The sequence below is a fragment of the Nocardia bhagyanarayanae genome, from assembly GCF_006716565.1.
In the GTDB taxonomy this organism is placed as follows: domain Bacteria; phylum Actinomycetota; class Actinomycetes; order Mycobacteriales; family Mycobacteriaceae; genus Nocardia; species Nocardia bhagyanarayanae.
In genome coordinates, this window is the sequence record NZ_VFPG01000002.1 from 232,465 (window position 1) to 257,194 (window position 24,730).

Annotated in this window: 20 protein-coding genes; 15 read left to right on the top strand and 5 right to left on the bottom strand. The window is 69.2% G+C overall.

Features of this window, described 5'->3' with window-relative positions; translation table 11 throughout:
* The first annotated feature begins 43 nt into the window (after positions 1-43).
* The 7 genes from FB390_RS27835 (at position 44) to FB390_RS27865 (ending at position 12,974) form a co-directional block, all read left to right on the top strand.
* Positions 44-964 carry a serine/threonine dehydratase gene (locus FB390_RS27835; RefSeq protein WP_141812226.1) on the top strand — a complete coding sequence of 307 codons (921 nt, stop codon included), beginning with the start codon at positions 44-46 and terminating at the stop codon, positions 962-964.
* A 92-nt stretch (positions 965-1,056) separates the two neighbouring features.
* Positions 1,057-3,603, top strand: a complete 2,547-nt coding sequence (locus tag FB390_RS27840; RefSeq protein ID WP_141812227.1) for a beta-glucosidase family protein — start codon at positions 1,057-1,059, stop codon at positions 3,601-3,603.
* A 265-nt stretch (positions 3,604-3,868) separates the two neighbouring features.
* Entirely contained in the window at positions 3,869-4,384 is a 516-nt protein-coding gene (locus tag FB390_RS27845) for a single-stranded DNA-binding protein (RefSeq protein ID WP_141812228.1), read from the top strand.
* Between the two features lie 113 nt (positions 4,385-4,497).
* Entirely contained in the window at positions 4,498-6,174 is a 1,677-nt protein-coding gene (gene ettA / locus FB390_RS27850; protein ID WP_141812229.1) for an energy-dependent translational throttle protein EttA, read from the top strand.
* Positions 6,175-6,574: 400 nt separating this feature from the next.
* The gene (locus tag FB390_RS27855; protein ID WP_141812230.1) at positions 6,575-11,524 is read left to right on the top strand and encodes an NAD-glutamate dehydrogenase; all 4,950 of its coding nucleotides are present in this window, start codon (positions 6,575-6,577) and stop codon (positions 11,522-11,524) included.
* Between the two features lie 283 nt (positions 11,525-11,807).
* Positions 11,808-12,266 (top strand): acyl-CoA thioesterase, encoded by a 459-nt coding sequence (locus FB390_RS27860; RefSeq protein WP_425465940.1) that lies wholly within the window; start codon positions 11,808-11,810, stop codon positions 12,264-12,266.
* Between the two features lie 42 nt (positions 12,267-12,308).
* Entirely contained in the window at positions 12,309-12,974 is a 666-nt protein-coding gene (locus tag FB390_RS27865; protein WP_141812231.1) for a DUF8185 domain-containing protein, read from the top strand.
* A gap of 138 nt (positions 12,975-13,112) precedes the next feature.
* Here the strand turns inward: FB390_RS27865 and FB390_RS27870 are convergent, their stop codons facing one another.
* Both FB390_RS27870 and FB390_RS27875 read right to left on the bottom strand, forming a co-directional pair.
* Entirely contained in the window at positions 13,113-13,424 is a 312-nt protein-coding gene (locus tag FB390_RS27870; RefSeq protein ID WP_141812232.1) for an AzlD domain-containing protein, read from the bottom strand.
* Entirely contained in the window at positions 13,421-14,161 is a 741-nt protein-coding gene (locus FB390_RS27875) for an AzlC family ABC transporter permease (RefSeq protein WP_141812233.1), read from the bottom strand. Before FB390_RS27875 ends, FB390_RS27870 begins: the two co-directional genes overlap by 4 nt.
* Positions 14,162-14,241: 80 nt before the next feature.
* On the opposite strand from FB390_RS27875, the gene FB390_RS27880 reads away from it, so the two are divergent.
* The gene (locus tag FB390_RS27880; RefSeq protein ID WP_141812234.1) at positions 14,242-14,811 is read left to right on the top strand and encodes a helix-turn-helix domain-containing protein; all 570 of its coding nucleotides are present in this window, start codon (positions 14,242-14,244) and stop codon (positions 14,809-14,811) included.
* A 25-nt stretch (positions 14,812-14,836) separates the two neighbouring features.
* On the opposite strand, the gene FB390_RS27885 is transcribed toward FB390_RS27880, so the two are convergent.
* Positions 14,837-15,451, bottom strand: coding sequence for an HNH endonuclease (locus FB390_RS27885; RefSeq protein WP_425465924.1), 615 nt, complete (start codon positions 15,449-15,451; stop codon positions 14,837-14,839).
* A gap of 342 nt (positions 15,452-15,793) precedes the next feature.
* Here FB390_RS27885 and FB390_RS27890 point away from each other — a divergent pair, with 342 nt between their 5' ends.
* From FB390_RS27890 to FB390_RS27910, 5 genes are all read left to right on the top strand, one after another.
* Positions 15,794-16,198, top strand: a complete 405-nt coding sequence (locus tag FB390_RS27890) for a globin (RefSeq protein WP_141812235.1) — start codon at positions 15,794-15,796, stop codon at positions 16,196-16,198.
* 61 nt (positions 16,199-16,259) lie between these two features.
* The gene (locus tag FB390_RS27895) at positions 16,260-17,915 is read left to right on the top strand and encodes a glycoside hydrolase family 13 protein (protein ID WP_141812236.1); all 1,656 of its coding nucleotides are present in this window, start codon (positions 16,260-16,262) and stop codon (positions 17,913-17,915) included.
* A 190-nt stretch (positions 17,916-18,105) separates the two neighbouring features.
* The gene (gene ctaJ / locus FB390_RS27900) at positions 18,106-18,384 is read left to right on the top strand and encodes an aa3-type cytochrome oxidase subunit CtaJ (RefSeq protein WP_141812237.1); all 279 of its coding nucleotides are present in this window, start codon (positions 18,106-18,108) and stop codon (positions 18,382-18,384) included.
* On the top strand, positions 18,371-18,835 hold the full coding sequence (locus tag FB390_RS27905; RefSeq protein WP_141812238.1) for a DUF5130 domain-containing protein: 465 nt from the start codon (positions 18,371-18,373) through the stop codon (positions 18,833-18,835). The genes ctaJ and FB390_RS27905 overlap by 14 nt, the downstream gene beginning before the upstream one ends.
* Positions 18,836-18,969: 134 nt before the next feature.
* A complete protein-coding gene (locus FB390_RS27910) occupies positions 18,970-19,773 on the top strand; it encodes an NAD(P)H-binding protein (RefSeq protein WP_141812239.1) in 804 nt (267 codons plus the stop codon).
* A 136-nt stretch (positions 19,774-19,909) separates the two neighbouring features.
* On the opposite strand, the gene FB390_RS27915 is transcribed toward FB390_RS27910, so the two are convergent.
* Complete coding sequence (locus tag FB390_RS27915) at positions 19,910-20,815, bottom strand: IS5 family transposase (protein ID WP_141808547.1); 906 nt, start codon at positions 20,813-20,815, stop codon at positions 19,910-19,912.
* Between the two features lie 345 nt (positions 20,816-21,160).
* Between FB390_RS27915 and FB390_RS27920 the strand changes: the two genes are divergently transcribed.
* Complete coding sequence (locus FB390_RS27920; RefSeq protein ID WP_141812240.1) at positions 21,161-21,577, top strand: hypothetical protein; 417 nt, start codon at positions 21,161-21,163, stop codon at positions 21,575-21,577.
* A complete protein-coding gene (locus FB390_RS27925) occupies positions 21,574-21,774 on the top strand; it encodes a DUF6186 family protein (protein WP_141812241.1) in 201 nt (66 codons plus the stop codon). Before FB390_RS27920 ends, FB390_RS27925 begins: the two co-directional genes overlap by 4 nt.
* Positions 21,775-21,955: 181 nt before the next feature.
* Here FB390_RS27925 and pepN read toward each other — a convergent pair whose 3' ends face one another.
* Positions 21,956-24,544, bottom strand: a complete 2,589-nt coding sequence (gene pepN / locus FB390_RS27930; RefSeq protein ID WP_141812242.1) for an aminopeptidase N — start codon at positions 24,542-24,544, stop codon at positions 21,956-21,958.
* Positions 24,545-24,730 lie beyond the last annotated feature (186 nt).

Here is a 24,730-nt window from a genome sequence, read left to right on the forward strand (position 1 = left end):
TAACGACAGGGGTGCGGCCGCGGTGGCCGAACACTGCCGACGGGTGGATCGCTCCGATGTGCGCGCCGCGCGCCGCCGGACGGTGGGGCGGATCAGGAAGACGCCGGTCTTCCACACCACGGTGGCCGGTCCGACCGGTCCGGTGCCGGTCACGCTGAAGCTCGAATACCTCCAGTACGGTGGCACTTTCAAGGTTCGAGGCACGCTCAACGCGCTGCTCACCTCGAGCGCGCGGACCGATCAGGTGGTCATCGCCTCCGCGGGCAACGCGGGCATCGCCGCCGCGCTTGCCGCCGCCTGGCTCGGCAAGGCGTGCACGGTTGTGGTGCCGGAATCCGCGCCGCACACCAAGGTGGCGGCGATGTGGTCGCACGGCGCCGAGGTGCTCTGGCACGGAACGACCTACGCCGAAGCGGCCCGGCACGCCACCGAGCTGGCGGCCGAACGCGGCGCGTTGCAGTTGCACGCCTACGACCTGCCCGCCGTGGTCGCGGGCGCCGGGGTGGTCGGCCTGGAACTCGAAGACCAGGTGCGCGGCAAGCCGCCGGTGCTGGTCGCGGTCGGTGGCGGCGGACTCGTCGCGGGCATCGCCGCGGCGCTCGGTCGTCGTCAGCAGGTGGTGGGCGTCGAGCCGGTCGGCATGCCCGCGCTGCACGCGGCGCTGCTCGCCAATCGGACCGTCGACGTCGGCGGCCCCGGCGTCGGCTTGGACATGCTGGGGGCGACCAGGGTCGGCGAGATCGCCCTCGACATCGCGCGGCGCTACGACGTGCCCTCGCTGCTGGTCACCGAGGAGGCGATCGCCGCGGCCCGCGAGTACCTGTGGCGCGAATTCCGGATCGTCGTCGAGCTGGCGGGCGCAAGCGCGCTCGCCGCGATTCAGAGCGGCGCGTACACGCCGTCGCCGGGGGAGCGGCCGATCGTCGTGCTCTGCGGCGCCAACACCGACCTCGGCGCGCTCTGATCCGCCTCCCCGAGGTCGGCCGTCCGGGCGGCGCCGACGCGTAGATTGTCGGCAGACGCGGGACCCGGCCGATGATCCGAGGAGGAGCGCTGATGCTCGACACGGTGGACGAAGCCCTGCGCGCGCTGGTCGGCGCGCTGCATCTGGAGCAGAAGGTGCGGTTGCTGACCGGCGCCGACATCTGGTCGACCGTGGCGGAGCCCGCGATCGGGCTGCGGTCGATGATGCTCTCCGACGGACCTTCGGGCGTGCGCGGTCCGGTCTGGGACGAGCGCGACCCGTCGCTCAACCTGCCCTCGGCGACCGCGCTCGCGGCGACCTGGGACCTCGGCATGGCCCGCCGCTACGGCGCCGCGTCGGCCGCCGAGGCCAAGCGCAAGGGCGTCGACGTGGTGCTCGGGCCGACGATCAACCTCCATCGAAGTCCGCTGGGCGGCAGGCACTTCGAAGCGTACTCCGAAGATCCTTTGCTGACGGGGGAATTGGCGGCGGCTTACGTCCGCTCGGTGCAGGAGCACGGCATCGCCGCGACGCCGAAACACTACGTGGCCAACGACTTCGAGACCGAGCGCTACACCGCCGATGTCGAGCTGGACGACCGTGCGCTGCGCGAGCTGTATCTCGCGCCGTTCGAAGCGGCGGTGCGCGCGGGCGCGTGGCTGGTGATGTCGGCGTACAACTCCGTTCGCGGCGTCACCATGTCGGAGAACCCGCTGCTGACGACGCCGTTGCGCACCGAATGGGGTTTCGACGGCGTCGTGGTGTCGGACTGGGTGGCGGTGCGCAGCACCGAGGCCTCGGCCAACGCGGACCAAGACCTGGTGATGCCGGGCCCGGTGGGGCCGTGGGGCCCGCAGCTGGTCGAGGCGGTGCGGTCCGGGGCGGTGCCGGAGGGCGCGATCGACGCCAAGGTTGTGCGTCTGCTGCGGCTGGCCCAGCGCGTCGGCGCGCTGGATCTGTCGGATACCGCCCTGCGCGACAACGGTTTCGACACGGCCGCGATCGCGTCCTACGGACACGTCGCGGTGCGCGAACCCATCGCGCCGGAACCGGAGACGAACGGGCAAGCCGAAGCCGACATCTCCGATCGCGAGTGCAGGGAACTCGCTCGCGAAGTCGCGGCGGCCGGGATGGTGCTGTTGCGCAACAGCGGCGAATTGCCATGGCCGAGTTTGGGTCCCGGTTCCCTAGCGGTGATCGGCGAGGCGGCGATCTGGCCGCGCACGCAGGGCGGCGGCAGCGCGACGGTGGTTCCCGCCGAGATGATCAGCCCCGTGGACGGCCTGCGCGCCGCGCTGCCGGACGCGTCCATCACGGTGCATCCCGGCGTGCCGGTCCAGACCGGTATCCATCCGCTCCCGCTGGCGTCGATGACCGATCCGCAGACCGGCGAACCCGGGTTGCGCGCCCGCTTCCTCGACGGCGACGGCAACGAGCTGCTGAGTGAGCTGCGGCGCGCCGCGCAGCTGGTCTACCTGGGCACGGTGCCCGCGGGCGCGGCCACGCTGGAGCTGAGCACCGAATATCGTCCTGGCGCCGACGAGGCCGCGGCGGTGCGGCTGGGTGTCGCGGGGGTGGGCCGGATACGCATGGAGATCGACGGCGCGGCCGTCATCGACACGGTGCTCGGCGGCAGCGGTGACGCGCTGGGCGCCGCGCTGCTCACCCCGGACGTCGCGTCGGTGCCGGTGGCCGCCGACGGCGCGGGACCGATCGCGATCACGGTGCGCCAGCGACTCGGAAACGACGGCGCCGCACTGGGTCTCGTCGCGATCACGGTGGGCACCGAGGCCCCGCACACCGATCCCGCGGACGCGATCGCCGACGCCGTGGCGCTGGCGCGGGCCGCCGATGCCGCCGTCGTCGTTGTCGGCACCAGCTCGCAGACCGAGAGCGAGGGTTTCGACCGCACCACCCTGGCGCTGCCAGGCGCGCAGGACGATCTGGTGCGCGCGGTGGCGCGCGCCAACCCGCGCACCGTGGTGGTGGTGAATTCCGGCGGGCCGGTGCTGCTGCCCTGGCGCGACGAGGTATCCGCGCTGCTGCTGACCTGGTTCGGCGGCCAGGAGATCGGCCACGCGCTGGCCGACGTGCTGCTCGGGCGGGCCGAACCCGGCGGCAGGCTGCCCACCACCTGGCCCGCCGCCGAGGCCGACGTGCCCGTGCTCTCGACCACGCCGGTGGACGGCGTGCTGCACTACGCCGAAGGCATCCACATCGGCTACCGCGCTTGGCTGCGCGCCGGTGTGCCACCGGCGTACCCGTTCGGGCACGGGCTCGGCTACAGCACCTGGGAACTCGCGGATCTCGCGGTGTCCGACCCGGCGGCGGACGGGTCGGTGGCGGTGTCGCTGACCGCGCGCAACACCGGGGCGCGGGCGGGGAAACAGGTGGTTCAGGTGTATCTGTCCCGTCCAGAATCCGTGATCGAGCGGCCGGTGCGGTGGTTGGCGGGGTTCGCGACCGTTTTCGCGGCGGCGGGAGCGTCGGTTCCGGTGCGAATCACCCTGCCGCGGCGGGCTTTCGAGCATTGGGATGGAGGTTGGCGGAGGGAGCCGGGTGAGTTCACGGTGTCCGCTGGGACGAGTGTCGTCGAGTTGCCTTTGAGTGAATCCGTGGTGGTCGGAGCAGGCGGGTAGGCGTGTGGGCCGACGGCGGTGCATACCCGGCGCCAGCGGACACGTGGACGCGACCGCGGCCCACGCGCCGGGACAGGCCGCTGTGCGATGGGTCGGCAAGTGCGAAGCGGTGGATGTCCACATGCGCCGGAGTGAGTTGTCCACAGGCGCGAAACAGGGGGTTCCTTCACACCCGTGCGGGGGCGAGGCTTGAGGGGCCCTCGCTCGGAGGGGAGGAGATGCCCGGAGCGTCCGGCCCGGGTCCGATAGGTGAAGGGGCGAAATCATGTACGAAGCGATGGCTACGGTGGTCGGCACGGTGGTCACCCAGCCGGTCAAGCGTGACCTGAGCAACGGCGAACAGGTGCTCACCTTCCGGATGGCGAGCAACTCGCGCAGGCTGGACTTCGCGACCGGGGAATGGGTGGACAACGGGACCCTTTTCCTCACCGTTAGCTGCTGGCGACGGCTGGTCGGCGGCGTCGACGCGTCGTTGCGGCGCGGCGATCCAGTGCTCGTCTACGGGCAGCTGCGCTCGCACGAGTACCGGACCAAGGACGGCGTCGAGCGGCGCGATCTGGAGATGCGGGCCACCGCCGTCGGCCCCGATCTGTCCCGCTGCACGGCGCAAGTGAGCCGCCGATCGGAGACCGGCGGCGGGCCCAGCGCCTTGATGCGGAATACTTGTGTCGGATCCAGCGCTGAGAATCGTGCACGCGTCGGCGAGGAGTTGGGGGACAGTGCCGCGACCGTGGCTTCCGTACCTTCCGGAAGTGCCGCACCCGAGCCCGTCGACGCCTGATCCTGCCCGCAGAACGTCGGGCGCGAGCACGGTGAATCCGGCGCGAGGATGCCCGCGTGCCGTGAGTGGCTCTGCTTCGTTCCACTGTTCCCGAGACCGATAGGCTTCCGCATATGGCTGAGTTCATCTACCAAATGAAGAAGGTTCGCAAGGCGCACGGCGACAAAGTCGTGCTCGACGATGTCACCTTGAACTTCCTTCCCGGCGCCAAGATCGGCGTCGTCGGCCCCAACGGCGCCGGTAAATCCAGCGTGCTGAAGATCATGGCCGGACTGGACCAGCCCAACAACGGCGACGCGTTCCTCGCGCCGGGCGCGACGGTCGGCATCCTTCAGCAGGAGCCGCCGTTGAACGAGGAGAAGACCGTTCGCGGCAACGTCGAAGAGGGCCTCGGCGAGGTCAAGGTGAAACTCGATCGCTTCAACGAGATCGCCGAGCTCATGGCGACCGACTACTCCGACGAGCTCATGGAGGAAATGGGCAAGCTGCAGGAGTACCTGGACCACGCCGACGCGTGGGACGTGGACTCCCAGCTCGAGCAGGCCATGGACGCGCTGCGCTGCCCGCCGCCGGACGAGCCGGTCACCAACCTCTCCGGTGGTGAGCGTCGCCGCGTCGCGCTGTGCAAGCTGCTGCTGAGCAAGCCCGACCTGCTGCTGCTCGACGAGCCGACCAACCACCTCGACGCCGAGTCGGTGCTGTGGCTCGAACAGCACCTGGCCCAGTACCAGGGCGCCGTGCTGGCCGTCACCCACGACCGGTACTTCCTGGACAACGTCGCGGGCTGGATCCTCGAGCTCGACCGCGGCCGGGCCTACCCCTACGAGGGCAACTACTCCACCTACCTGGAGAAGAAGGCCGAGCGCCTCGAGGTGCAGGGCAAGAAGGACCAGAAGCTGCAGAAGCGGCTGAAGGAAGAGCTCGCGTGGGTGCGTTCCGGCGCCAAAGCCCGCCAGGCCAAGAACAAGGCTCGCCTCGGCAGGTACGAGGAGATGGCGGCCGAGGCCGAGAAGATGCGGAAGTTGGATTTCGAGGAGATCCAGATTCCCGCGGGTCCGCGTCTGGGCAATGTGGTCGTCGAGGTCTCGCATCTGGACAAGGGCTTCGGCGATCGCCAGCTCATCAAGGATCTGTCGTTCACCTTGCCGCGCAACGGCATTGTCGGCGTCATCGGCCCGAACGGTGTCGGTAAGACCACTCTGTTCAAGACCATCGTCGGACTCGAGCAGCCCGACAGTGGTGAGGTGAAGGTCGGCGAGACGGTCAAGCTGAGCTACGTCGACCAGAACCGCGCGGGCATCGACCCGACGAAGAACGTGTGGCAGGTGGTCTCCGAGGGCCTCGACTTCATCCAGGTCGGCAACCAGGAGATGCCCTCGCGCGCCTACGTGAGCGCGTTCGGCTTCAAGGGTCCGGACCAGCAGAAGCCGGCCGGTGTGCTCTCCGGTGGTGAGCGCAACCGCCTGAACCTGGCGATGACCCTCAAGCAGGGCGGCAACCTGATCCTGCTCGACGAGCCGACCAACGACCTCGACGTGGAAACCCTCGGTTCGCTGGAGAACGCGCTGGAACAGTTCCCCGGCTGCGCCGTGGTCATCTCCCACGACCGCTGGTTCCTGGACCGCACCTGCACGCACATCCTGGCGTGGGAGGGCGACTCGGACAACGAGGCCAAGTGGTTCTGGTTCGAGGGCAACTTCGAAGCGTACGAGGCCAACAAGATCGAGCGCCTCGGTCCGGAGGCGGCCCGTCCGCACCGGGTGACGCACCGCAAGCTCACCCGCGACTGAGCAATAACCCGCCGACGGGGCGATCGCCGCGCGCATCGCCCCGTCGCAAGGCCGCTTCGCCGAAGGAATTGCGGAGAAACACCCGCGGGCGGTCGCTCCATCGAAGGAAATACGGTCGGCCCTATCTCAGCCACAAAACTGGCTAAGGTGGGAACCGTGCATGCGCAGGCGCTGTCCGGACAATGGGTCCTTCCCACCGCGATCGCGTCTACGTGACGTTTGCCGGTCCGATCAGGTGCTGTGCCGAGACGATCGACCTCGGCAATTAATCGGCGAACGCACGGTATCGGTGAACGCCCTGCATTTGCAGGAGAATTCACCCCCGCGTCAGCACGGCACAGCTACCCTCGGACCGGCGTCACTTTGTTGCGGAACCGAATCCGAGGGAGTTGGCGAAAAAATGACGGTCTCGTCCGAATTGTCCAGTGCGGCGTGGGCCGCGAGTTTGCCGCAGTCGCTGCGCGGTGATCTCGCAACCCTCGAGGAGGCGTATTTCCGCCACGTCGACGCGGGCGATGTGGACTGTGCGATCACTGGCATCACCCAGATCTTCCGGCGACACCTGGAATTGGCGATGACACGCCAGACCGGTCGCGCCCTCGTCCGGGTCTATCACCCGGACGACGGTTCGGGGTTGGGCGCCGCGGTCCAGGTCGTGACCGACGATATGTCGCTGCTGGTCGAATCGATCACCTCGTCGCTGAGCCGGATCGGCGTGAGCGTCAGCGAGGTCATCCATCCGATCTTCGAGGTCGAGCGCGACGACGACGGACGGCTGACCAGAGCGGTGCCGCACGAGGTCGACGCCAATGGGTCGATGGCGCTGCGCGAGTCCTGGATGCACCTGCAATTGCATCCCTCGACCAGCCGCGCCCAGCTCGAACGCATCGAACACTCCATGCCGGACGTGATCGCCGACGTGCGGCAGGTCATCGGCGACACCGAGGCCATCAAACAAGTCCAGCGAGATCTGGCCGACGATCTGGAACGGGCGGCGAAAACCGGCGCCGCGCCGTTCTCCGAGACCGAACTGACCGACTGCGCCAATCTGCTTCGCTGGCTGGGCCAGGGCAATTTCACGGTGCTCGGATACGCCCGCTACCGCCTGAGTACCGAGGGCGAAAAGACCGTGTCGAACCCGCTCCCCGGCACCTGCCTCGGCGTGCTGCGCCCTGATGTCGGCACCGATTTCCGCGTACCGGTCAACGGCGCCGATCGACCGCTGCTGATGTTGACCCAGGGACTGGTGCCCGCCACTGTGCACCGTTCGGTGTACCCGTACTTCGTCGGCGTCGCCGATTTCGACGAGTCCGGCGCGATCATCGGCGAGCACCTGTTCATCGGCGTCTTCACCGTGACGGCCGTGCACGAGAACGTGCTCGACATCCCGGTGATCGGCCGCCAGGTGCGCGCGGTGATCGAGGAGAGCGGGTTCGACCTGGACTCGTTCTCCGGCCAGGCCATGCTCGAGGTCATCCAGTCGTTCCCGCGCACCGAACTGTTCTCCTCCGACATCGAGACCATGCGGCGCACCGCCCTCGCCGTGCTCAATGTCGGCCTGCGCCGCCAGGTTCGCCTGTTCATGCGGCTGGACACCTACGGCCGGTTCGTGGCCTGCCTGGTCTACCTGCCGCGCGATCGCTACACCACCCGGGTGCGGCTGGAGATGCAGGACATCCTGGTCCGCGAGCTGGGCGGCGTCTCCATCGACTACTCGGCGCGGGTCAGCGAAAGCGAACTCGCCAGTGTGTATTTCACCGTCCGGATGCCCGACGTCGAGATCACCGCTCCGACCGTGCCCGGCGAGGCGCCCGCCATCGCCGACACCTCCGAAGCCAACCGGTTGCGCATCCAGCGTCTGCTCGCCGAGGCGAGCAACACCTGGGACGACCACCTCAACGACGAGGTGAGCACCTCGACGGTGCTCGATCCCGCTCTCGTGCAGCGCTACGCAGCCGCTTTCCCCGAGGGATACAAGCAGGACTTCAGTCCGGGCCGCGCCCTGCGCGATATCGGCAGGCTGGAGCGCTTGGCCGAGGGCGCCATCGCCCAGCATCTCTACCGCAAGCCGGAGTCGGCGCCCGGCTCGTGGCGCTTCACCCTCTACATCGGCGGCACCGGCATCTCGCTGAGTCAGGTGCTTCCGGTGCTGCAGAGCCTCGGTGTCGAGGTGGTCGATGAGCGGCCCTATCAGATCCAGCTGGACCCGGTCGCGCCCGGCGGCCCGAGCGTGGAGCGCTGGATCTACGACTTCGGTCTGCTGGCTCGCCCGGAACTGCTGCGCAGTTCACTCGACCGCGACCTGGACGCTGAGCTGCTGGAGTCCCCGGCGCGGGCCGACGCGCTGGAGGCGGAGGTACGTGGCCTGCGCGAACGCTTCACCGACGCCTTCGAGGCGGTCTGGTACGACCGCGCCGAGGCCGACGGCCTCAACGAGTTGGTGCTGCGCGCGCGGCTGCCGTGGCGGGCCGTGTCGATCCTGCGCACGTACGCGAAATACCTTCAGCAGGCCGGTTTCCCGTACAGCCAGGCCAACATCGCCAGGGTGCTGCTGACCTACCCCGACGTGGCGCGGTTGTTCGTCGACCTGTTCACCGCGCGGTTCGATCCGGACACCGTCTCGGCCGAGCGCGCCGCCGAACTGGAGACCATGCTCCGCGCCCGTATCGACGAGGTGGTGAGCCTGGACGCGGACCGCATCCTTCGCGCCATCCTGGGCCTCATCAAGGCGACGTTGCGCACCAACTACTACGTGACCGACGTCGAGGGCAGGTCGCGCGACTACGTCTCGATGAAGGTCGAGCCGCGCGAGATCGCCGAGTTGCCCAAGCCGAGGCCGCAATTCGAGATCTTCGTGTACTCGCCGCGGGTCGAGGGCGTGCATCTGCGCTTCGGTCCGGTCGCGCGCGGCGGCTTGCGCTGGTCGGACCGCTTGGAGGACTTCCGCACCGAGATCCTGGGTCTGGTGAAGGCGCAGGCGGTGAAGAACGCGGTGATCGTCCCGGTCGGCGCCAAGGGCGGATTCGTGGTGAAGCGCCCGCCCGCCTCGACCGGCGATCCGGGCGCCGACCGGCAGGCGCTGGGCGCGGAAGGCGTCGCCTGCTACCGCACCTTCATCTCCGGTCTGCTCGACATCACCGACAACGTCGACCTGGCCACCGGCCGGGTGCTGCCGCCCGCACGGGTGGTCCGCCGCGACGGCGACGACACCTACCTGGTGGTCGCCGCCGACAAGGGCACCGCGACGTTCTCCGACATCGCCAACGAGGTGGCCCAGAGCTACGGGTTCTGGCTCGGCGACGCGTTCGCCTCCGGTGGCTCCGCGGGCTACGACCACAAGGCCATGGGCATCACGGCCAAGGGCGCGTGGGAAAGCGTGAAGCGGCACTTCCGCGAGATGGACATCGATACCCAGACCGAGGACTTCACCGTGGTCGGCATCGGCGACATGAGCGGCGACGTCTTCGGCAACGGCATGCTGCTCTCCGAGCACATCCGCTTGGTCGCGGCCTTCGACCACCGGCACATCTTCCTCGACCCGAATCCGGACGCCGCCCGGTCCTTCCGCGAGCGGCAGCGCATGTTCGCGTTGCCGCGGTCGTCGTGGGCCGACTACGACACCTCGCTGATCAGCGCGGGCGGCGGCGTCTGGGATCGCACGGTGAAGTCCGTGCCGATCAGCCCGCAGGCGCGGATCGCACTCGGCCTCGGCGAGGACGCGGAGTCCCTCTCGCCGCCGGAACTGGTGCGGGCCATCCTGCTCGCGCCCGCGCAACTGCTGTGGAACGGTGGCATCGGCACCTACATCAAGGCGAGCACCGAGTCCAACGCCGACGTCGGCGACAAGTCCAACGATCCGGTGCGCGTCAACGGAAACCAGTTGCGCGTCAGGGTGATCGGCGAGGGCGGCAACCTCGGCGCCACCGCGCTCGGCCGCATCGAGTTCACCCGCAACGGCGGCAAGATGAACACCGACGCGCTGGACAACTCCGCGGGCGTGGACTGCTCCGACCACGAGGTCAACATCAAGGTTCTGCTCGACGGCGTGGTCAGTGGCGGGCTGCTGCCCGAGGAGGAGCGCAACCCGCTGCTCGCCTCCATGACCGACGAGGTCGCCAGAATGGTGTTGCGCGACAACGTCTCCCAGAACTTCCTCATGGGGATGTCGCGCTTCGAGGCGCCGCGCATGATGAACGTCAACATGCGGCTCATCGACGACCTCGAACAGCGCCGCGGCCTGGATCGCGAACTCGAGGCGCTGCCCTCCGACGCCGAGATGAAGCGCCGTCAGGAGGACGGCGCGGGCCTGTGCTCGCCGGAGCTGGCCAATCTTATGGCCCACGTGAAGCTCTCGCTCAAGGCCGACCTGCTCGACTCCGATCTGCCGGACATGGCCTACTTCGCGGCCCGTCTGCCGGAGTACTTCCCGACGCCGCTGCGGGACCGTTTCGGCAGCGCCATCAAGAAGCACCGGCTGCGCCGGGAGATCGTCACCACGATGATCGCGAACGAGATGGTGGACTACGGCGGGATCAGCTACGCCTTCCGGCTGATCGAGGAGGTGGGCGCGACGACCGCCGACGCGGTGCGCGCCTTCGCCGCGACCACCGAGATCTTCGACCTGCACGCCATGTGGGCGCGGATCCGCTCGGCCGACATCCCCATCTCGGTGCGCGACGAACTGGAGCTGGAGACCAAGCGCACTCTCGACCGCGCCTCGCGGTGGCTGCTCAGCAACCGCCCGCAGCCGATCGCCGTCGGCGCCGAGATCAACCGGTACAGCCGGGGCGTGCGCGAGCTGGCCTCGAAGGTTCCGGGCTGGCTGCGCGGTCACCACGTGGCGACGTTGACCGATCAGTCCGCGGAGTTGATCGCGCGCGGCGCGCCGACCGATCTGGCCACCGAGGTGTTCGGCCTGCTGACTCTGTTCCCGCTGCTCGACGTGCTCGACATCGCCGACATCACCGACCGCGACGGCGAGGAGGTCGGCGCGCTGTACTACGCGCTGAACGACCACCTCAAGATCGATTGGCTGCTCCAGGCGGTGAGTCATCTGGAGCGCGGGGACCGGTGGCACGCGCTGGCCAGGCTGGCGCTGCGCGACGACATGTACGGTTCGCTGCGCTCGCTCACCCTGGACGTGCTCTCCGCCGGTGAGCCGGAGGAGACCGCCGACGAGAAGATCGCCTACTGGGAGTCGAAGAACCAGTCCAGGCTGGGCCGCGCGCGGGCGGCGCTGTCGGAACTGTTCGAATCCGGCGCTCACGACCTGGCGACGCTGTCCGTTGCGGCGCGGCAGGTGCGCAGCATGGTCAGTGGTGTCGGCGCGCAATCGGAGGTGCCTCGGTAAGGCGTGTCCCTGCCCTCGCTTTCCGGCCGTACGGGGACTGTCGGCCGACTGCACCAGGCCTGTGTCGGGGTCCGCCCGCGGCCCCCGACAGGACTCCTCGGGCCGACATTGCGATACTGGACGGCGAAGATCGGTCTCGATCCGGGTGCGTCCCGGATCGCAGTGTCGGTGTTGTCGGATTTCAGACCCACGATCTCGCCTCGTCTGCCTGTTGCGACGCCGCAGCGTGTGCGTCCTGGTGGGTGACTGGGCGTCCACCGGAGGTACCACAGTGACGAATTCGTTGAACGGTAACGGGAAGGGACACGGAAGTTCCGTGCTGCTGCCCAAGCGCTTTCACGCCAAGGTCGAGATCCGGTGGTCCGACATGGACGTGTTCCAGCACGTCAACCATGCCAGGATGGTGACCCTGCTGGAAGAGGCGCGTATCCCGTGGCTGTTCGAGGAAGGCCGCCCGACCTCCTCGTTGCGGTCCGGCTGTGTGCTGGCGGACCTGCGCGTGCGCTACCGCGGGCAGCTGCGCCACGAGGACACCCCGCTCGATATCGCGATGTGGATCGAGCAGTTGCGCGCGGTCGATTTCACGGTCGGCTACGAGGTGCGGGCCAACGGCGCGGCGCCCGACTCGCCGCCCGCCGTGCTTGCCACCACCCAGCTCGCGGCGTTCGACATCGACACCCAGCGGCTGCGCCGCCTGACCGAGCCGGAGCGCGAGTACCTGGCCGGGTGGATGGACAAGTGACCGCGACCCGATCGCCCGTCCCGTGACGACAGAACGGTTGTGATGGCAGAGCAGCGCGTGCTGCACGTTTCCGACCCGGCCGAACGCGAGAACCTCGCCACCTTCCTGAGCAGGGCCGTCCGGCTGGACCAAGCCGCGGTGGTGCGCCTGCGCCGCCGCGGCGAGAAATACGTATCGGCCTGGGTCGCAACGGGTTTCGAGGCGCTCGCGGTGCGGACGGTGATCGCCGAACTCGGCGTCGACGATGTCACCGTCGGCGCCGACCTGGTGCTGGCCGGACTGGCCTCGGGTAGCCCGATCGACCTGGGTTACTCGATGGACTCGGCCTGGCGCGGCGCGCTGCCGCCCGGCGACGGATTCGCGCACGTCGACGATGTGCCCGCCCGCACCCTCGTCGAATTGGCCGAGCGCGGAGCGGAATTGGCCAAGGAACACGGCAGCCAGCACGGTCCGCCCGCCTCGCTGCTCGACCAGACCGTGCTCACCGTCTCGGCCGCCGACACCCGGGTGGAGGTGCCGATGCGCGTCGTCTTCGCCCTCACCGCAATGGATTTCATCCCGCATTCCGGTGAGAAGGCCGAGGCGCGCCGCATCCCGCCCGCCGAAATCGTGCGCGTCCGCGCCACCGCCACCTGGCTGCGCCTCGACGCCCGCTACGGTTCGGTCGCCCGCCGCCGCGCGGGCAGTATCCCGCTGCTGCCGAGCTGAACGCACGGCCGCCGACCGGTACGGAGGGGCACGGACGGTCATCCGCTGGCCGAGCGGCGTGCGTCGGTTGGCCAGGCACGGCCGAGTCGTGGCACACCGCTACATGGCAGGACTAGCCCGCCGAGTCTCGCCGGCGGATCAGGAAACCCCGAGGAGCCGCAGCAGGGCGGTGGTCGCCGCGGCGGCCAAGATCACCACGAGCAGTGGGCTGCGCCGCCACGCGAGCACCCCGCCGACCACCACCCCGGCGGGCAGCGCGACGCCGACATGCCCCGTACCGAAGGGCAGCGTCGTCACGGCGACCAGCGCGGCCAACAGCACGACCGCGCCGATCTCCAGCAGCTGGCGCGCACGTTCCGGAAAGCGGACGCGGCTGCGCAACGCGGGCCCGGCCCAGCGGAAGGCGTAGGTGCCCGCGGCGAGGGCGATCACTCCGGCGGCCAGCATCATCGAGCCTCCTCGGGGCCGCAGTCACAGGAAACGTAGTCGGCGTTCGGTTGCGCGGAGTCCTCAGCGCCGCGCCCCAGCATGATCGCCGCGACCACCACCCCCGAAAGAGCTAGCAGCACCGGCAAACCCGCGGGCAGGAACGGCGCGCTCAGCACCGCGACGCCCGTGCCGACGCACACCGCCCCGAACGTCGTCCGGTCGCGCAGCGCCGGAATGACCAACGCGAGCAACACCGCGGGGAACACCGCGTCCAGCCCGAGCACCGAGGTGTCCGGCACCACCGTCCCGATGAGCGCGCCGAGCGCCGCACCGCCCGGCCAGGCGAGCAGAACACCGAGCCCGCAGGCCCAGTAGACGGCGCGGCGGCGGTCGGGTTCGGATTCGGCGAGCGCCATCGCGACCGCCTCGTCGTTCATCACGTGCACGCCGATCAGCCGCCGCCACCCGGTGCCGACGACGTCGGGGACCGACAGCCCGTAGGGCAGGTGTCGCGCGTTGACCAGCAGTCCGGCCAGCGTCGCCGCGATCGGGTTGCCGCCCGCCGCGACGATGCCGATGAACAGGAACTCCGCGCCGCCCGCGAGCACGACGGTGCCGAGCAGCACCGGCAGCCACACCGGAAAGCCCTCGGCCACCGCGGTCGTACCGTAGGAGACGCCGATGACGGCGACCGCGAGGCACACCGCCGCGATGCCGGACAGCGTCTCCCGGTCCAGTGTTCGCCATATCGAACGCATGTAGCTTATAGTGAACATGGCAGGCCGGTTCGTCAATATGGTTTTCTGTTGGGCGGTTCGGACTCGACGGGAGCTGGGGCATGGCGCGGAACGACACCACGACGGCGACGCCGCAGGCGGTGATCGCGGCTTCGCTGCGCCGCGAGCGCACCCGCGCCGGGCTCTCGCTGAGCGAGGTGGCCAACCGGGCAGGCATCGCGAAATCCACGCTCTCCCAATTGGAGTCGGGCAGCGGGAACCCGAGCCTGGAAACGCTGTGGGCGCTGTGCGTCGCGCTGGACATGCCGTTCTCCCGGCTGCTCGATCCGCCGCGACCGACCGTTCAGGTGATCCGGGCGGGCGAGGGGCCGCGAGTGGCCGCCGAGCAGTCGGAATACACCGCCACGCTGCTCGCGTCCGGTTTGCCGAACACTCGCCGCGACCTGTTTCGCATCACCGCCGAACCCGGCCACCCGCGCGCGTCGGACCCGCACATCCCGGGCGTGATCGAGCACGTGCTACTCGCCGCGGGGCGGGCTGTGGTCGGCCCGACCGAGTCGCCGGTGGAGCTGGGGCCGGGCGACTACATCGCGTATCCGGGCGACGCTCCGCACATCTTCGAGGCGCTGGAACCCGGCACCTGGGCGACACTCGTCGTCGAGTACGCCTGAGCTCGCCGGCTCGGCGGGACGAATCTCAGGCAGCGCCTTCGCCGAGGTACTGCAACCACAGCGGATCGAGGTCCGAGGTCGTGGACAGCAGCCGCCAGTGCGGCCCTTTCGGCGAGACCAGCGGAGATCGCAACGTCCAACCCAGCTCGCTGAGCAGCTTGTCGGCCTTGCGGTGGTTGCACGGCGCGCAGCTCGCCACGCAGTTCTCCCAGGAATGCTCGCCGCCGCGGCTGCGCGGGATGACGTGGTCGATGGTCTCGGCCTTGCCGCCGCAGTATCCGCAGCGGTAGCGGTCGCGGTGCATGAGCGCGGCCCTGGTCATCGGGACGCGGGCTCGATAGGGGACGCGCACGTAGGTGCGCAAACGGATGACCGAGGGAACGGCCACCTCGGCTCCGGCGGAATGGACGACCGGTCCTTCGGGATTGTGGTGCACGGCGTCGGCCTTGTCGCAGATGAGCAGGACGACGGCACGGCGGGCGGACAACGCGGTGAGCGGCTCGTAGGTGGCGTTCAGAAGCAACACCCGGCGCTTCAACCAGTTGGCGGTCTCGGCCTGGACCGGCGTGAGATGGTGGCCGTGATCGGCGCGATGAGGAGCCTCACCCGGGCGGTGGGATCCCGGATGATGATCGGACAAGATGTGCAGCGGAGTAGCCCCCGACCCACGATTGTGGACGTCGGCGGGCTGGAGTTGTCGGTGGGTCCTGGCCTCGTGTGACCGGCCGTGCCGCTGCTTCATCTGGGTGACCCCGATTTCGTCAGGTTCAAGATCATGTGATATCTCCCGCGGAGACTGCCACCAATATGACCATGGAACTGGCCTGATTGCACGGTGATTTCGCACAATGTTGGGTTAACTGCCGCTGAAGAGCCGCCGCTCCGCTATCTGGACCGCGGTCGCGCCTTCCGTCCAGCCGTGGCGGCCCGGCCCGCGCCGGGCACAATGGAGTGCGGGGATTCGACCAATCGAGAGGACCTGATGACTTCGGGCGAGCAGACCACGACGTCGTTCTACGAGGCGGTCGGCGGCGCGGAGACGTTCCGCCGGCTCGTGGCGGTGTTCTACCGGGAGGTGGCCGCCGACGAGATCCTGCGCCCGCTCTATCCGGAAGAGGATCTCGGCCCCGCGGAGCGCAGGCTGCGCATGTTCCTCGAACAGTACTGGGGCGGTCCGCGCACCTATTCCGACGAACGCGGACACCCGAGGCTGCGGATGCGGCACATGCCGTTCACCATCGGCCCGCTCGAACGCGACGCCTGGCTGCGCTGCATGCACATCGCGGTCGCGGAGATCGAGCCGGAGGTCCTCGACGACGAACACCGCAAGGCCCTGCTCGACTACTTGGAGATGGCCGCGTACTCGCTGGTGAACTCGCCGATGTGAGCCGCGGGGCGCCGCACCGGCCGAGAGAGCTATTCGCTGCGGATTTGCCGGATAGTGTGACATGCGGTCACCCGAAGAGAATTCGCCGTATGTCTTTGGCACTATTGCAAACGTGACAGCTACACCTGCCGTGCAGGCGCCGGCGGATCGCAGCGGCCAGCCGTGGTGGCGTTCCGCCGTGTTCTACCAGGTCTACCCCCGTTCCTTCGCCGACTCCGATGGTGACGGCATCGGTGATCTCGGCGGCGTCCGCGAGAAGCTCGGTTATCTGGAACTACTCGGCGTCGACGCGCTGTGGATCTGCCCCGTGATGCGGTCGCCGATGGCCGACGGCGGCTACGACGTCGCCGATCCCCGCGATATCGACACCTTGTTCGGCGGCATGGCCGCGCTCGACGCGCTCATCGCCGAGGCGCACGCCCGGCGGCTCAAGGTCACCATGGACCTGGTGCCGAATCACACCAGCAGCGAGCACCCCTGGTTCCAAGCGGCGCTGGCCGCTCCGCCCGGCAGCCCCGAACGGGCGCGCTACATCTTCCGCGACGGCCGCGGACCCAACGGCGACGAGCCGCCCAACAACTGGCCGAGCATCTTCCGCGGTCCGGCGTGGACCAGGATCACCGAGCCCGACGGCACGCCCGGCCAGTGGTACCTGCACCTCTTCGCGCCCGAGCAACCGGACCTGAACTGGGAGAACCCCGAAGTCATCGCGGATTTCGAGCAGACGCTGCGGTTCTGGCTCGACCGCGGCGTGGACGGTTTCCGCATCGACGTGGCGCACGGCATGGCCAAGCCGCCGGGCCTACCGGACATGGAGACCGTGTCCACCAAGATGCTGATCCACGACGACAGCGACCCGCGCTTCAACAATCCGGCCGTGCACGACATCCACCGCCGCATCCGCAAGGTGATCGACGAATACCCGAACGCGGTGTCCATCGGCGAGGTCTGGGTCGACGACAACACCCGCTTCGGCGAATACGTGCGACCCGACGAACTGCACCTGGCCTTCAACTTCCGCTTGGCCGAGACGGCGTTCACCGCCGAGGCGGTCCGCGACGCCATCGACAACTCGCTGGCCGCGGTCGCGCCGGTCGGCGCCTCGCCCACCTGGACCCTGTCCAACCACGACGTCGAACGCGAGGTCACCCGCTACGGCGGCGGCGCGACCGGGTTGGCGCGGGCCAAGGCGATGATCCTGGTCGAGCTCGCGCTGCCAGGCGCGGTGTTCATCTACAACGGCGCCGAACTCGGCCTGCCGAACGTGGACGACCTGCCCGAGGAAGTGCTGCAAGACCCCGTGTGGGAGCGGTCCGGGCGCACCGAACGCGGGCGCGACGGTTGCCGCGTGCCGATACCGTGGGAGGGCGACCGCCCGCCGTTCGGATTCACCAAGGGTGAGCGCTCGTGGCTGCCGATCCCGCCGGAGTGGGCCGGGCTGAGCGTGGAGTCGCAGCTCGAGGAGCTCGGGTCGACCGTCTCGCTGTACCGGCTGGCGATCGAATTGCGCAACCTGCGACCGGAATTCGCTGGTCCGCGGGTCGAGTGGTACGGCAGCCCCGCGGGATGCCTCGCCTTCCGCCGCCCCGGCGGGCTGGTCTGCGTGCTCAACGCGAGCGCCGCGCCGATCCCACTACCGCCCGGCGAACTGCTCTTGGCCAGTGCGCCGCTGATCAGCGGACACCTGCCGCCCGACGCGGCCGCCTGGCTGGTCTGAGCCTCGGCCGCACTGCGACCAGGAACTCCGATCGGGCTCATCGGCGGCGACGCTTCGTTTCCGAATGCGACTCGGGCACGGGCGGTTTCGGCGGACAGGGCTGGGCGGGTCGCGCCGGCGGCCGGAACGACATGGGCCGAGTGGACGACCGGACGAGCGTCTACTACACAGCATCGTCTACCGTAAGGCCGTGAGCATTCTCGAGACAGTGCTGATCTTCGTCGGCATCCCGCTGGTGATCTACGCGGCGATCGCCGGATTGTCGTTTCTCGGTAAGCCGCTGCCCGGCGAGAAGCCGGTTCACTTCGAACTCGGACAGAAGTGGACCGCGGCGCCGGTGCTGTGGAGTGCTACCGACGAGGTGACCGGACACGGCCACCACGACACCGCTCAGTCGCATGGCAGCCATGCGGCTATCGAATCCGCCCAGGTTGAGCTGATCGGAGGCCGGGCAAGTGGCAAGTTCTAAGTGGCCCGCGGTGGTCGAGGCCGACCTCCCGCACGGGTACGCCCTCACCAGCAGCGGACGCGTGTCCGGTGTGCACGAGGCCGGCGACGTCTTCAAGGAAGCCCCCTTCAGCGATGAAGAGCGGCTCGCCATGGACAACGCGCTGACCGAGGCGACCAGGGCGACCAAGGTGCGCTTCAACATCTACGTGGGCGATCTCGGCGCCGACACGGCGGCGGGCGCGGACGCGCTCTTCGCCACGACCCCCGAGGCGGCGCGCTCGGTGCTCATCGCCGTCTCGCCCAACGAGAAGGCGATCGAGGTCCGCTCCGGCCACGATGTCGCCGACCGCGCCAACGACCGCGTCTGCCAGCTCGGCGTCACGGCCGCGCTCAGCTCGATCCGCCAGGGTGAGCTGATCGACGGTTTGATCTCCGCGGTCCGCGTGATGGCTGCCGCCATCGGTCGCTGACCCCCACGTCACCAGCGTGCTCGCGGCGCGCTCACCCGGTTCGGGTGGGCGCGCCGCTCGCGTTTCCGGGTGTGCTTGCGAGGCAGCGACATTGGGGGTTGTCGGCAGCGGCGGATCGCGGGCACCTTGGGAAGATGAAGATTCTTGTCACCGGAGCCACCGGCAACATCGGACGAATGGTGGTCGACCACCTGCTGGCGGGCGGCGCGACCGATGTGCGGGCGCTGTCGAACCACCCCGAGCGCGCCGGATTCCCCGCGGGTGTCGAGGTCGCGCACGGTTATCTGCGGCGGCTGTCCTCGCTGCCCGCGGCCTTCGAGGGCGTCGACCGCGTGTATCTCGCCCCGGTGCTGGAGACGGTGAACGAGGTGGTCGAGCTGGCGAAGGCGGCGGGCGTCCGGCAGATCGTCGACCTGTCCGGTGACGCCTCCACCGACTGGCAGCCCATCGCGAAGGCCGTCGAGGGCTCCGGCCTGGACTGGACGCACCTCTACGCCGGTGAGTTCAGCGAGAACGCCGCCATCTGGGCCGACCAGATCAAGGCGTCCGACGAGATCCGCGACCCGTACCCGGACGCGGCCAACGCGCCCATCGCCATGGACGACATCGCTCGCGTGGCGGCGAAGGTGCTGCTCACCGAGGGGCACGCGGGCGAGACCTACGAGCTGACCGGCCCGGAGACGATCACCAGGGCCGAGAAGATCCGCGCCATCGGCGCCGCACTCGGCCGGGACCTCACCGTCGTCCAGGTGCCACGTGACGAAGCCATCCGGATGCTCGAACCGGCGATGGGCCAGTACGCGGAGTGGTACGTCGACGGGATCGCGAGCATGGTCGAGCATCCGCAACGGGCCACGACCGCGATCGCTGACGTCACGGGCGCACCGGCCACGACTTTCGCCCAGTGGGCGCGGGACGACGTCGAACTGTTCCGCTGAGCCTGCGAGCGGTGGCCGCTACACGCTCGCAGGCGCGACGTCGTCTCCCGCGTTGCCTAGGCCGCTCGGCAGCGACTGAGGTCTCAGCCGACTAGGGCGTGTGTCGAAGTGGTGAGAGCGGGCCGGTGGCCTGTTCTCATTCGTGTCGGAGCCATTGGTTGATCGCTGCGATGTGGATGGTGGCGAGGTAGCGGACGGCGAGTTTGTCGAATCTCGTGGCCACGGCCCGGTGTTGTTTGAGCTGGTTGATGCCGCGCTCGACAGCGTTTCGGTCGCGATAGACGACCGGGGCGAACGCTGGCGGACGGCCACCGGCCGAACCGCGATTGCGGCGGTGCCCGGCTTGATCGGCCGGGACCGGGATGGTTGCTTTGATCCCGCGGCGACGCAGCCAGTCCCGGTTGGCGCGACCCGAATACGCCTTGTCGGCCAGCACCCGGTCCGGACGCCGCCTGGGCCGCCCCCTACCGAGCTTGCCGACCTCGATCGCATCGAGCACCGACATGAACTGCGGGCTGTCACCGGCCTGACCAGCAGTGACGAGCATGGCCAGAACGCGGCAGCCCTGCTCACACGCCAGATGCAGCTTCGTCGTCCAGCCACCACGTGACCGGCCCAGGCCGTGATCGACCGGCTCATGCTCACCCGGACCGGCCGGTGGCTCGGCTTGCCCACCACTGTCGCGACGAGCACCAGCAGCGTGTTGATGGGCCCGCACGATCGTCGAGTCCACACTCACCTGCCACACGATCCGGCCCGCCGCGTCGGCGAAGACCTGCAACAACTTCCAGATCACCAGCCACGCCCCGGAGCGCTGCCAGCGGCGGAACAACCCGTACATCGCCGGCCACGACCCGTACTGCGGTGGAACATCACGCCACGGGCAGCCGACCCGGGTCCGCCACCGAATCCCATCGATGAGCTGCCGTTTCGTCCACACAGGCGGCCGGCCCGCCTTCTTACCGCGAGGCAACAACGGCTCCAACCGTGCCCACTGAGCGTCGGTCAGATCCGCCCGCCCCGCCACCGCTACGCTGGTCACGAGGTCTCCGGTCAGGTCTCCGGTTTTTCTTGGTCGTTAAACCACCTACCGGAGACCTCACCCATACACCAACGCGGACAACACTTTCCAAAGCCTCAAGGGTGGCGCTGGCACAGCGGTGCCACCCCTACCGACTTCGACACACGCCCTAGCTGCCCCTTCTGGCGGCGGCGGAGGTGGCGAGCGGTTGCCGCGCCGGGCCAGGTGGCGTGGACCGGCGAGAAGTACCGGTGATCGGCGCGGTGATGGCGGACCGGACCGCGGTCGGTAGCGTGGGGACCGGCGCGGTCGTGCATTTCCGCTGACCTGCGCACTTCCGGTCTGTCGCGGTCGTATTCTGCGACGATGGCAGCGGAGTCGACGCGCGCCGCGCGTCCGTCGAGCGGCGGGCGCGCGCTCGCGGTCGTCTGTGTGGTCGCGGTGGCTGCGGTCGGCTCCGTCACCCGGCCGTTCGGCTGGGCCGCGACCGTTCTGGTGCTGGCGATCAGCGCCATCGCCCTGGTGTGGGCGCTCCGTTCCCCGAATTCGGTCGAGCCGAGGGACCCGTCGCTGCGCCGTGGTACGGCGGTGTGGTCCGCGCTGCTGCTCGCGATCGCCGGGTGGGAGGCGTACGCGTTCGTGCGCCAACCGGATTGGACGAAGCCCAGCGATCAGCATCCGACCCTCTCGACCTTGCTCGATCCGGGTCTCGAACAAGGTCCGCTGCGCTTCGCGGGCTGGCTGGTCTGGCTGGCCGTCGGCTGCTGGCTGGTGACGCGATGACCGAGCGCGCCATCGTCATCGCGGGTTTCGCCGTCCTGCTCGCGCTCGCCCTCGTTCTGACAGCCCTCGCCCACCTACGCCCCGATCTGCTCGCCCCGCTGAGCAAGGTGGCCGCCGCGGCTCTCGACCGCCGACCGGTGCGAATCCTCGCGGTGCTCTGCTGGGCCTGGCTCGGCTGGCACTTCCTCGCCCGCTGAAGAATCCCTTCGACCTGACGTAGGTTCGCGGGATGCCGTTGCCTGGCGCACCACTGCGGGCTGAACCCCTCTGGACCCAGGCGACGGTGTCGACCCTGTGCGGCGTTCGAACAGTGCCCGAGGTCCCGGCGAGGCCGACGGTAGCGTCCGGAGGGGATGTGCCCCCTCCGGACGACCCGGACTACCGCGCGTCGAAGGCCCGCGCGCGCAACGAGCGTTCGATGCCCGCCTTGCCCTCGGAGACCAGTCGGAGCAGGGCGGGCGGGTGGTTGTCGGCGAGGAACTTGTCCGCGACGGCGACCGCGTCTTCGGTGATCTCCCACGCCGGGTACAGGCCGACGACGACCGTCTGGGCGACCTCGCTGGAGCGCCGCTCCCACACCGCGGGGATCTCGGCGAAGTACCGCTCCACGAACGAGCCGAGCAGCTCGCCCTGACCGGCCGGGGCGAAGCCGCCGACGATCGCGCGGGCGGTGATGTTGGGCAGCGAGTCGTCGTCCATCACCCGCCTCCACGCCTCTTCCTTGACCTCGGCGATCGGCCGCGCGGTCGCCGCGGCCGCGGCCTGGCGCTTGCCCGCCGCGGTCGGGTCGTTGGCGAGTTCGCGGTCGATGGTCGGGGTGGCCGTGCCCTCGGCGTCGATCTCGCCCGCCGCGGCGAGCGCGCTCACCAGGCGCCAGCGCAGATCCGTGTCGACCGCGAGTCCGCCGAGACCGACCGAGGCCGGATCGCCGTCGAGCACTTCGCGCAGCACCTCGGTGTGCCAGGCCGACAGTCGCGCGCCGGTCAGCGCGTTGACGAAGGCCAGCTGGTGATCCGAGCCGGGCTCGGCCTCGCGTGCCAGTTCCAGCAGGCGATCCGCGAATTGGGGCCAGCCCACCGAAGCGGCCCACGCGGGGTCGGCGTAGCTGCCGATCGCGGTGTGCGCCTGCATGAGCAGCCGCTGCACGACGCCGATCTCGGTTTCCGCGCCGACGCCGCGCTGCACGAGCGCGACGAAATCGCGGGCCTTGAACTCGGCCTGCCTGGTCATCTCCCACGCCGCCGACCAGGCCAGCGTGCGGGGGAGCGGTTCGGCGATGTCGGCGATGCGGTTGACGAGCACGTCGAGCGAGCCGGCGTCCAGCCGCACCGAGCAGTAGGTCAGGTCGTCGTCGTTGACCAGCACGAACTTGCCGCGCGGCACGCCGACCAGCTCGGGCACCTCGGTGCGCTCGGCGGCATCGAGATCCAGCTCGACGCGATGGGTGCGGACCAGCTTGCCGTCCTGGTCGTCGTAGACGCCGACCGCCAGCCGGTGCACGCGCCGCTCGCCCGCGCCGGGCGCCGCGCCTTCCTGAACGACCGCGAAGGAGCTGAACTTGTCGTCGGCGTCAACCTGGAAGTCGGGCCGCAGGATGTTGAGACCGGTGGTCTTGAGCCACTGCGCGCCCCAGGTCGACAGATCGCGGCCGGAAGACTTCTCCAGCGCGGTCAGCAGGTCGTCGAAAGTGGCGTTGCCGTACGCGTGTTCGCCGAAGTAGTCGCGCAGACCCGCCAGGAACGGTTCCAACCCGACGTAGGCCACCAGCTGCTTGAGCACGCTCGCGCCCTTGGCATAGGTGATGCCGTCGAAGTTGACCTCCACCGCGGCGAGATCCGGGATGTCGGCCGCGATCGGGTGCGTCGACGGCAGCTGGTCCTGCCGGTACGCCCAGGACTTCTCCACGTTGGCGAAGGTGGTCCACGCGTTGGTGTACTCGGTGGCCTCGGACTGGCACAGCACCGAGGCGAAGGTGGCGAACGACTCGTTCAGCCACAGGTCGTCCCACCACTTCATGGTGACCAGGTCGCCGAACCACATGTGCGCCATCTCGTGCAGCACGGTCTCGGCGCGGCGCTCGTAGGACGCGCGGGTCACCTTGGAACGGAAGACGTAGTCCTCCAGGAAGGTCACCGCGCCCGCGTTCTCCATCGCGCCCGCGTTGAACTCCGGCACGAACAGCTGGTCGTACTTGCCGAAGGCGTAGGGCACGCCGAAGTTGGCGTGGTAGAAGCCGAAGCCCTGCTTGGTCTCGGTGAAGAGGCGGTCGGCGTCCATGTGCTCGGCCAGCGACGCGCGGCAGTAGATGCCGAGCGGGATCGAGCCGTGCTCGTCGGTGTAGGTGTCGGTCCACTTCGCGTACGGGCCCGCGATCATGGCGACCAGGTAGGTGCTCATCCGCGGCGTGGTGGCGAAGGTGTGCACGGCGACGTCGCCGGATTCCCGCTTGCCGCCCGCGCCGTTGGAGACGACCTCCCAGTCGGCGGGCGCGGTGGCGGTGATGTCGAAGGTGGCCTTCAGGTCCGGCTGGTCGAAGCAGGCGAACATGCGCTTGGCGTCGGCGGTCTCGAACTGCGAGTACAGGTAGACCTTGTCGTCGGTGGGATCGACGAACCGGTGCAGGCCCTCGCCGGTGTGCGAGTACACGCAGTCGGCCTCGACGACCAGTTCGTTGCGCTCGGCCAGGTTGTGCAGCGCGATGCCCTTGGCCTCGTCGTAGTCGGAGATGTCGAGCGGGGTGCCGTTGAGCACCGCCGAACGCACACCGGCCGCGACGATGTCGATGAAAGTGCTCGCGCCCGGCGTCGCGGTGAAGGTCACGGTGGACTTCGAGCCGAACGTCTCGCCGACCGAGCCATCGGTGCCGGTCGGCTGGTCGGTGAGATCGAGTTCGATGCGGTAGTTCTCGACGCTGACCGTTGCGGCGCGCTCGACCGCCTGGTCGCGGGTGAGATTCGGGGCAGACATGGAACTCCTTCGCTCTTCGACGAACACGGCACGGTGCGGGCTCGCGGCGGATCGCCCACCGAGAGCGCGACAGCGTCCACAATGCCACCGGGCGGGTCCGCCCGCGCGGAACTTTCCCGGCCAACCCTAATCGGCGCAGCCGGACGCAGTCCGTCGCCAGATCGCGCATGGCCGGAGCGAATGCGG